Origin of the sequence: Pseudomonas sp. UBA3149, assembly GCF_002364655.1 — a bacterium.
Classification (GTDB): Bacteria; Pseudomonadota; Gammaproteobacteria; order Pseudomonadales; family Pseudomonadaceae; genus Chryseomonas; species Chryseomonas luteola.
Genome location: NZ_DEYV01000008.1, coordinates 1 through 7,911, shown reverse-complemented (window position 1 = coordinate 7,911; position 7,911 = coordinate 1). Strand labels below are relative to the sequence as shown.

Below are 7,911 nucleotides of genomic sequence, written 5' to 3'. Positions count from 1 at the left end.
GGTCTGGCTATGTAGCCCTAGTTCTTTAGCGCATCCGTTCGTGTACTTCTGCAAGTCATACGCCGACAAGAACCCTCCGCGCTCACGAATGTAGCGCTGACTAAGTTCGTTCAGGTAGTTCCAGACAAAATTAACGCTACGCGCCATCTGCCGAAGCAAAGGAGCGTGCTTGTCTCGAACTCGAACTTTGAGAGTCTTGGTATGTAACATTACACCATCAATAGATATGGATACGGTGATTGTAGGGCCGCTTCGCTGCCCGCGCTATCCATCCCCGCACTAAAAGTACGGGGCCTTTCGCGCCTTTCGGTAATAGCCATGCTTGCCTTTTGTGAAGATAGCTGCCTGTTCGGCAGTGAATGAGGCATCAGGCGGTGTAGAACACTAGGTCCTTATGGGTTGCCTATGCGGCAGTAAAAGAGGCGGTCTACAGAGTTAAGCATTTCACAGGTTTCAGATTAAGCAATAGGGGGTAAATCTGGCTCTGGACGATCGTAAAGAGGCCCCAAAGGCATTGGAATCTCGGTGATGGAGACTTGAATTCTGCTCTGGCTTTTATTTGCGCCCATAAAAATCCGTCTTGCTTGATTAGGCAGGGCTTGCTTGTTCTTTTTGGATTTGGTTGGGAACACTTTTTCTATAGAAGGAATGACGAGCTCAAAGACGTCGCCACGAACTAATAGCTCTTTATCAAGAAACTGGGAGGCTTTATAAAGAATGTGTTGGACGTCCTGTTTACTCATTGATGATTGCTTGTATTTGCATTGAAGGTAACGGGTATTACCATCCTTGAAAGCAACCAGATCCAAACCCCTATCAAGAAACCCAAGGGTTAGGCCTCGATAATCTACTTCCCAACCTTCCTTTTCCAGTTCCTGGCCTACCCAACGCTCGTAGACAGTTCCCCAGTCCGTTGCGGCAATCGAGGCCGGAGCAATAGAGTCTATCAACGCACCAACAGCAGCAAAGACCTGTATACCAATGCTCTGGCCGACCTCTATTCTTCCAGCCCTCAGTCTTTTACCCAGTCCTCGCATTTGTCCTACCTCAAAATCCTCGCCCAACGCTAAAGAACTATGTTCAAGTTAGCGTTTTGATATAGATCGCTCTGCTTGTTATATGGATCGAGTTGGCTTTGCCATACGCAGGCTCTCGCGATACTGCTCGGCTGGCGCTTCGTGGATGACCTCGACAGCAGCATCGTAATTTTCTCGGATCACCGACTCGATTTCGGCGATGTCTGCACGGAAAAACTCCTTACGCCCGTTTACCTTGTTCAGACGTCCTGAGGCAAAGCGTTCATGTAACTTTGCTTCCAGCGCGGGAGCGTTGTCGGAGAAAACCATTGCATGCACATCAAACCAAAACGGCACTGATGCGTCACCTAGCTCGTCGACGCGGTCCATTGGCTCCAAACGGCGAGTCATACCGATTTTGTAGATCCCTTCACCAAATGCTCCTACGTTAGAGATCACATAGACATAGCCTGCTTTGGCATTCTTTTCTCGATAATCAATGAGCTTTTCCTCACTCTCCAATTCAGCCCGGGCGGTTTCAACCTCAGCGAGCTTAGCCAAAAGGACCGTGCGCGCTTCTTCGGTCTCTGCTTTATCCAAACGAATATGGAGATCTCGAACGGCGGTCAGGAAGTGTTTACGCTCTTTGGCGATCTTCTCCCGGGCAGCGCGAATTTCCTGCTCAAGTTTCTGCTGTTCCCTGAGTTCTTCTCGGGCGCGCTTAGCCTCTTCCTTTTCTTCTTGCTTCTTAAGCTGAAACTCGTGGGCGAGGTACAGCTCATCAAGCTTCAGGCTCAGATACCGGCGTGATATCTCTACGTCCATAATTTTGCCAAGGCGATTGCATGCCTCGAACGATTTGAGAATTCGTTTTTCTCCCAACTCGACGTTGTCAAACTTTACGTTATCAACGCAGTAATCGGCTTCGTTATTAAATGACCGAATTACTAACTTGATCATGTCGTTTACAAGCTTGCGTCCTTGAGACTTACTATCGTTCACCGTCCAGTTCATATTCCCAGTGGCCGCCTCTCCACTTTTGATCATGGCTTTCTGGCCGGTGCGGACATTATCCAATCGGCTTTTGTACTCATGGCTGGCGGTTAGCTTGAACTTAGGCTCATAAAGGGCAAAGTTCTCAAGTAGTAATGTTTCCTCCCATACCAGGATTTGATCCTGTAAATCAGAGGAGCGCTGCTCAAAGGTGGCCACTTCCTGCTCAGCGCGCTGAATCTCCTTGCGAACAGCGGCGAGCCTTCTTTTCTCATGGTCAATAAGTTTCTGGATTTCAAGCGCATCCATAGCGCCGGTCTTCTCATTAAGCGCTTGTAGTTGTGCATAGCGCGTCTTGAGTTCCTTAAGCTGCACGTCCAGCTCATCAGCTCGTTGCCGGTGGGCTGGTCCCTTCCAATAGTCACTAAAGGCCATATGTTTTTCCTTTTTACTCAGTCAAATTCCAGTTCAGCACAGATCACCAAGCGGGAAGACTTTATAGAGGACAAGCCTGTGAAGGGCATTAACTAATATGACTAGATGGGAAATAATGAAGACTACTGGTTGCAATGGGGTTATTAGGCATTGCCTTTAAAGCAGGCGTGCTTATAGAAATAACAACTTCGTCTGTAAAAGCCTCACCGTAACCTTATCGTTTACTCCCTAGGTCATACGCAGCGCTCTGAGCATTATTAGACGAATATAAGAGTCGCGGCACTATTGCGAAAACGCACCGACATGATTCAAAAAAGCCCGGAGGGGAGCTGCCATATGATGTCTGCTGGGGTAGTAGACATAAAAGCCTGGGAATGGGGGCGTCCAGTCTTCCATTAGCCTGATCAGTTTCCCTTCCGCTATGAGCTCCTTGACCTGATGCCCAAACAGGTAGGCGATACCAGCACCCTCCAAGGCAATCCGAGTAAGCATTTCAGGCTCGGTTACAACCAGCGGACCCTCTATGGATACTTCCAGCGCTTTTCCTGCCTGCTCGAACTCCCAGCGGTACAGGCTTCCATCGGTTGGCCAGCGATAGGATAAACACCGATGATCCTTCAGATCCCGAGGTTCGACTGGGATGCCGTAGCGTTCTAGATAGGCAGGTGAGGCTACTACCATCATTTCCAGATCACCACTCAGCTTTACGGCAACCATGTCCTGTTCAACTCTTTCGCCTAGCCGAATACCGGCATCATAGCCTTCCGCCACAATATCGATGAGTCGCTCATCGGTAACGATATCCAGCTGTACACGGGGATAGGCTTCAAGAAACGAAGCGATCAGCGGGGCGAGGTAATGGATGGCAGCTACACGGGTGCTGTTGAGTCTTAGCCTGCCGGCAGGCTCGTTACCAGCGGCGCTCACCTCCAACACCATGGCGTCCAGTTCTGCCAGTGTTGGTAGGAGACGCTTGATTAATCGCGAACCTGTCTCGCTCGGTGCAACGCTGCGCGTCGTGCGATTGAGAAGACGCGCGCCTAGTCGTGTCTCGAGCGACTTTATCGTCTGGCTCAGAGATGAGGCAGACATACCCAGATGAGCAGCGGCTCGGGCAAAACTTCCTTGCTCGACCACAGCAGCAAACGCCCTGAGCTCGATGTATTCACTGCCTCGCATTATGCATCCGTTTCTAAATAACTCATGTTGATTATAGTGCATTAACGATACAAACGAGTCGTGTCACGCTCTTCAGGTCACTACATACTGGAGAGAAAGATGGGAAGGTTTGCAGGCAAAAAGGTACTGATTACAGGCGGAACCCGCGGTATAGGTCTGGTAGGTGCACAGCGAATCATTGAGGAAGGAGGGCAGGTGATTCTGACGGGGCGCAACAGGGAGTACGTTGCTCAAGCGGCTAAAAGGCTACCAGTGGGATCGCTTGCGATACTCAATGATGCTACCGATGCATCCGCTCCCGCAAGGCTTGTCGAGGCTGTCTTACAGTGGGGGCGGCTCGATGGGCTATGGCTTAATGCAGGTTACGCACAAGTTGAACCGCTGGAGGCTATAACAGCTGATTCCTTCGACAGGATGATGGCCGCCAATGTAAGAGGGCCTTTACTGCAGCTCGCCGCATTATCATCACTTATTAACCCATTTGCTGCGGTACTGGTTACTTCTTCATCCTCCGCTTATGAAGGATCAGCCCTGACCAGCCTTTATGCGGCCACCAAGGGTGCACTCATTTCCATGTCTCGTTGCTGGGCGGCCGCCTTGGCTGAGCGCAACATTCGCGTCAATGTATTGATGCCTGGCCCCATAGAGACAAGTTTTCGAAGCTTTATGGATGAAAGCACAAGACAGAAATTTGAGGAGGGAGTATTGAAGCAAGTGCCACTGGCTCGTATAGGAACGCCTGAGGAGGCTGCTGCGGTTGCGCTCTTCCTGTTATCCAGTGAGTCGTCATACGTTACCGGCAGCCAGTACGCTGTGGATGGCGGTTTACTTATGAGATAAGCGAGGGCTGCTCACGCGTACTTGAGCTCAGGCTCAGATGGGTGCGGTTATAAATCTATTGGCTTTGGACCAGACACTGCTATCCCATAGCGAATTGATCCTTTTCGCTGATATTGCCATGGCCGTCCTTGTTGGCCTTTATAGGCATGACAGCCCAGCGTGCGAGTAACGGCTGTGCCGATAATTATCCTACCGCCGACGTAGATTCTCATCGGCTCGTTCAATCTGACCGGTGACTTTGTGTTTCCGTTATGGTTACAGATGCTGCTGTCTTGCAGTACAACTCGCTAAAAGCACCTTGATAAGCGTCGGGCCAGATCTGTTGCCTGGCCCTTATCCACGATGTTGGTAAAGCCCAACAGTAAACCCGATGAGGTCTGTGCCGTGGCATACCATCTGGACAGGGCCTGAACCGACAGACCAGCTTCCTGGGCCCGATCTGCGATCGGCTTGTCATCGGTGTTATCGGCAAACCGTATCACTATGTGCATGCCACCTGCCTGGGGATCGAGTCGGATAACATCACCCAACACGTTGAGGAGCGCTTCAACCAACAGTGCACGCCGGTATGCGTAAAGGCTGCGCATTTTCTTTAGGTGTCGGCCAAAATAGCCCTCATCAATAAAGGTAGCAACTGTTGACTGTAGAAGATGCGGACAATGGTTATAGAGACTGTCGGCTACCTGAGAAAAGCGGCTTGTCTGGGCCTCAGGTACCACCAGGTAGGCTAGTCGCAAACCAGGCACAAGAACTTTGCTAAAGGTACCGATATAGAGCACACGTCCCTGGACATCGAGGCTCTTGAGCGCCGGTAATGGCCGACCCTGGTAGCGATATTCACTGTCATAGTCATCTTCGATGATCCAGCTCTTTTGCTGCGATGCCCATTCAAGCAAAGCCTGACGACGGGACAAGGAGAGCGACACCCCAAGAGGGCTTTGATGACTAGGCGTTACGACGGCAAACTGTGCCTCTGGCGCCAGATGGATCCCGGCTTGAACATCAAGCCCTGCCGCGTCTACCGGTACTGATACCAATTGCAGGCCTGCCGCCTTCAAGCAGTCACGTGCAATGAAATAGCCGGGTTCCTCAAACCATCCCAGGTCTCCAGTATGCAGGAGACTGTGCTTGACCAGCTCAAGGCAGGCACGATAGCCCGCACAGATAAAAATCTGCTCTGGCGAGCAACTGATCCCGCGGGAAATTCCAAGATAACCCGCCAGGGCGACCCGCAGTGGTGCATGCCCCTGCGGATCAGGATAGATCAGCCCCTCCAGTCCGCTTTGGCGTAACATACGCCCAGCCAGTGTGGTCCAGAGCTTTCGCGGAAAGGCGTCCAGCGCTGGCAAACCCATCTGCAGTGGCAATGGGAAGGGGCCAATATGTATTCCTGCTGGAGTGGCTTTTGCGATCGATGAAACAACAGGAAGCGTGGCAGGCTTAAGATCATGCGCCACAATCGTGCCTGCGGGCCCTCGCGCAAGCAGATATCCCTCGCCAATCAGCATCTGATACGCCGTCTCGATCGTGCCTTTGGCCAGATTCAGCTCCGCTGCAAGCGCGCGGACCGACGGCACGCGATCGCCCGGTCGTAGTTGTCCGCTAACAATCGCATCACGAATGCGCTGATAGAGCTGCCGATAGACAGGAAGTGCTGGGCTTGTGGTAAACGACCGGGTAATGATTTCCATGTCCTAGTTCATTATCTCTTTCTTGACCCTATAGCGTATGTCATCTATCGCCTACAGTGCTTGCAGATCTTGGAGAGCACCCATGAGCAACCCTATCGTTTTCAGGTTTCTAGAGCATGAGACGCAGCAGCAGGCCGTATTCGAACTGATGCGTGAACTCAGGCCACATGTGAAGGACATGGATCAGTTTGTCAGCCAGCTCACTCGGCAAGCACAGCAGGGCTATCGCCTGTTAGGCGCTTTTGAGGGCCACCACGTTATAGGCCTGATCGGCTTTCGTGAGCTGGAAAATTTGCTCTACGGGCGCTTTATCTATGTAGATGATCTGATCGTTGACAGGGCAAGGCGTCAGCACGGCGTAGGGGCGGCTTTGCTTGACACTGTGCGTGCTGAGCTGCGTGAGCAAGGGTGTAGTTATCTGGTACTGGATACAGGTCTGCACATGCCGCTGGCGCAACGGTTCTACTTCCGCGAGGGACTGCTGGCCCGTGGACTGCACTTTGTCCAATCCTTCCCGCTAGCCCTGGAAGCAGGCCATGCGTGACATCCTGTTTCTCAGTGCCAGCGCGCGCACAACCCAATCACTGGGTTATGGTCTTGCTCGAGAGCTTATAGAAACCATTCAACGCGGCAACAGGGACATCAACGTGACCTGCAGACTCCTGTTCAAGGATGTCCTTCCTCTGACCGGTGATTACGAGACTGCCCTGACACAATATACCGGCTGGGACGCTTCAGTTTTCCAGTACTCCGAAGCGTTAATCCGAGAACTTGAGGGCAGCGAGCTGCTACTCATAGCCACACCCATGCATAACTTTACTGTACCTGCCTCGCTAAAGCTTTGGATTGATCATGTGGTGCGTATCGGGCGCACCTTTGAAGCCAGGCCGGAAGGAAAAGTAGGCCTGTTAGAGGACCGGCCTGTCTACGTGATCGTTAGCTCTGGTGGTTTTCATCGATGCTCCCAGGCTCGTCAGCCGGACTTCCTGACGCCCTATCTACGACACGTCCTGAATACCATCGGCCTGTTCGACGTGCATTTCATTTATCTCGAAGGACTGGCCCTAGACAAGGCGGGAGCATATGAGGCTGTAGCCCTCGCCCGTCATCAGCTGGCGCAGGAACCCTTGTTTCAGAACCTGGCTACACGCGGGCCGAGCAATTGCTCCAACTCATAATCTATTACTGGAAAATCTAATGTCTCAGATACGTCTACCTTTCGCTACGCTATCGGCCGCCGCTTATGAGGGGCTCCTGGCAACAAACAAGGCGCTGGCCGAAAGTTCTCTTGGTACCTCACTGGTAGAACTTGTTTATTTACGGGTTTCCCAGATCAATGGCTGTGCCTATTGTCTGGGAGTGCATGCCAAGGCGTTACGCGAGGGCGGCATGGCTCAGGTCAAGCTGGACTGCCTAGCTGGATGGCGTATCAGCGAACACTTTGATAGTAGGGAAAAGGCTGCCCTTGCCTGGGTGGAGGCCCTGACCCATGTTTCCAGCCAGGGGGCACCTGATGTCCTGTATCACTCCCTGAAAGAGCACTTTAGTGACGCGCAGATTTCGGACCTGACCTTTGCCATTTCCCTGATGAATGCCTTCAACCGGCTGGCTGTCGGCATGCAGCTTTAAAGGGAAGGCCTCTAGCGCATTCTGTTTGGTGAAAGGTTCACTGTAGGCTTTGGTAAGGCAGTAGTTTGCTGGCGCTGACAGGCTCGATACTGGTTGCCGGGATTGGTGCTTTTGAGCTACGTGGCATG

Annotated in this window: 8 protein-coding genes and 1 pseudogene; 4 read left to right on the top strand and 5 right to left on the bottom strand. The window is 52.0% G+C overall.

Annotation, left to right across the window (positions count from 1 at the left end; genetic code table 11):
• The 4 genes and pseudogenes from B3729_RS05845 to B3729_RS05830 all read right to left on the bottom strand — a co-directional run.
• Positions 1-210, bottom strand: a pseudogene (locus B3729_RS05845) (RNA-guided endonuclease TnpB family protein); the annotation flags it as partial.
• 248 nt (positions 211-458) lie between these two features.
• A complete protein-coding gene (locus tag B3729_RS05840) occupies positions 459-1,037 on the bottom strand; it encodes a hypothetical protein (RefSeq protein WP_286787374.1) in 579 nt (192 codons plus the stop codon).
• Between the two features lie 78 nt (positions 1,038-1,115).
• Positions 1,116-2,444: a DUF4041 domain-containing protein gene (locus B3729_RS05835; RefSeq protein ID WP_239383061.1), complete on the bottom strand. Its 1,329-nt coding sequence runs from the start codon at positions 2,442-2,444 to the stop codon at positions 1,116-1,118.
• Between the two features lie 282 nt (positions 2,445-2,726).
• Positions 2,727-3,623 carry a LysR family transcriptional regulator gene (locus B3729_RS05830; protein WP_239383060.1) on the bottom strand — a complete coding sequence of 299 codons (897 nt, stop codon included), beginning with the start codon at positions 3,621-3,623 and terminating at the stop codon, positions 2,727-2,729.
• A gap of 99 nt (positions 3,624-3,722) precedes the next feature.
• Between B3729_RS05830 and B3729_RS05825 the strand changes: the two genes are divergently transcribed.
• Complete coding sequence (locus B3729_RS05825) at positions 3,723-4,463, top strand: SDR family NAD(P)-dependent oxidoreductase (RefSeq protein WP_239383062.1); 741 nt, start codon at positions 3,723-3,725, stop codon at positions 4,461-4,463.
• Between the two features lie 287 nt (positions 4,464-4,750).
• Here the strand turns inward: B3729_RS05825 and B3729_RS05820 are convergent, their stop codons facing one another.
• Complete coding sequence (locus tag B3729_RS05820; RefSeq protein ID WP_239383059.1) at positions 4,751-6,154, bottom strand: PLP-dependent aminotransferase family protein; 1,404 nt, start codon at positions 6,152-6,154, stop codon at positions 4,751-4,753.
• Positions 6,155-6,236: 82 nt separating this feature from the next.
• On the opposite strand from B3729_RS05820, the gene B3729_RS05815 reads away from it, so the two are divergent.
• From B3729_RS05815 to B3729_RS05805, 3 genes are read left to right on the top strand one after another with little or no spacing between them, the layout of a single operon-like run.
• Positions 6,237-6,698 carry a GNAT family N-acetyltransferase gene (locus tag B3729_RS05815; RefSeq protein WP_239383058.1) on the top strand — a complete coding sequence of 154 codons (462 nt, stop codon included), beginning with the start codon at positions 6,237-6,239 and terminating at the stop codon, positions 6,696-6,698.
• A complete protein-coding gene (locus B3729_RS05810; protein WP_286787373.1) occupies positions 6,691-7,332 on the top strand; it encodes an FMN-dependent NADH-azoreductase in 642 nt (213 codons plus the stop codon). The genes B3729_RS05815 and B3729_RS05810 overlap by 8 nt, the downstream gene beginning before the upstream one ends.
• Positions 7,333-7,351: 19 nt before the next feature.
• Entirely contained in the window at positions 7,352-7,783 is a 432-nt protein-coding gene (locus B3729_RS05805) for a carboxymuconolactone decarboxylase family protein (RefSeq protein WP_286787372.1), read from the top strand.
• Positions 7,784-7,911: the final 128 nt, after the last annotated feature.

Excerpts from the sequence above, each read along its gene's own strand:
- B3729_RS05825 (WP_239383062.1), top strand. The coding sequence starts at position 3,723 with ATGGGAAGGTTTGCAGGCAAAAAGGTACTGATTACAGGCGGAACCCGC.
- B3729_RS05820 (WP_239383059.1), bottom strand. The coding sequence starts at position 6,154 with ATGGAAATCATTACCCGGTCGTTTACCACAAGCCCAGCACTTCCTGTC.
- B3729_RS05840 (WP_286787374.1), bottom strand. The coding sequence starts at position 1,037 with ATGCGAGGACTGGGTAAAAGACTGAGGGCTGGAAGAATAGAGGTCGGC.
- B3729_RS05805 (WP_286787372.1), top strand. The coding sequence starts at position 7,352 with ATGTCTCAGATACGTCTACCTTTCGCTACGCTATCGGCCGCCGCTTAT.
- B3729_RS05815 (WP_239383058.1), top strand. The coding sequence starts at position 6,237 with ATGAGCAACCCTATCGTTTTCAGGTTTCTAGAGCATGAGACGCAGCAG.
- B3729_RS05810 (WP_286787373.1), top strand. The coding sequence starts at position 6,691 with ATGCGTGACATCCTGTTTCTCAGTGCCAGCGCGCGCACAACCCAATCA.
- B3729_RS05830 (WP_239383060.1), bottom strand. The coding sequence starts at position 3,623 with ATGCGAGGCAGTGAATACATCGAGCTCAGGGCGTTTGCTGCTGTGGTC.
- B3729_RS05835 (WP_239383061.1), bottom strand. The coding sequence starts at position 2,444 with ATGGCCTTTAGTGACTATTGGAAGGGACCAGCCCACCGGCAACGAGCT.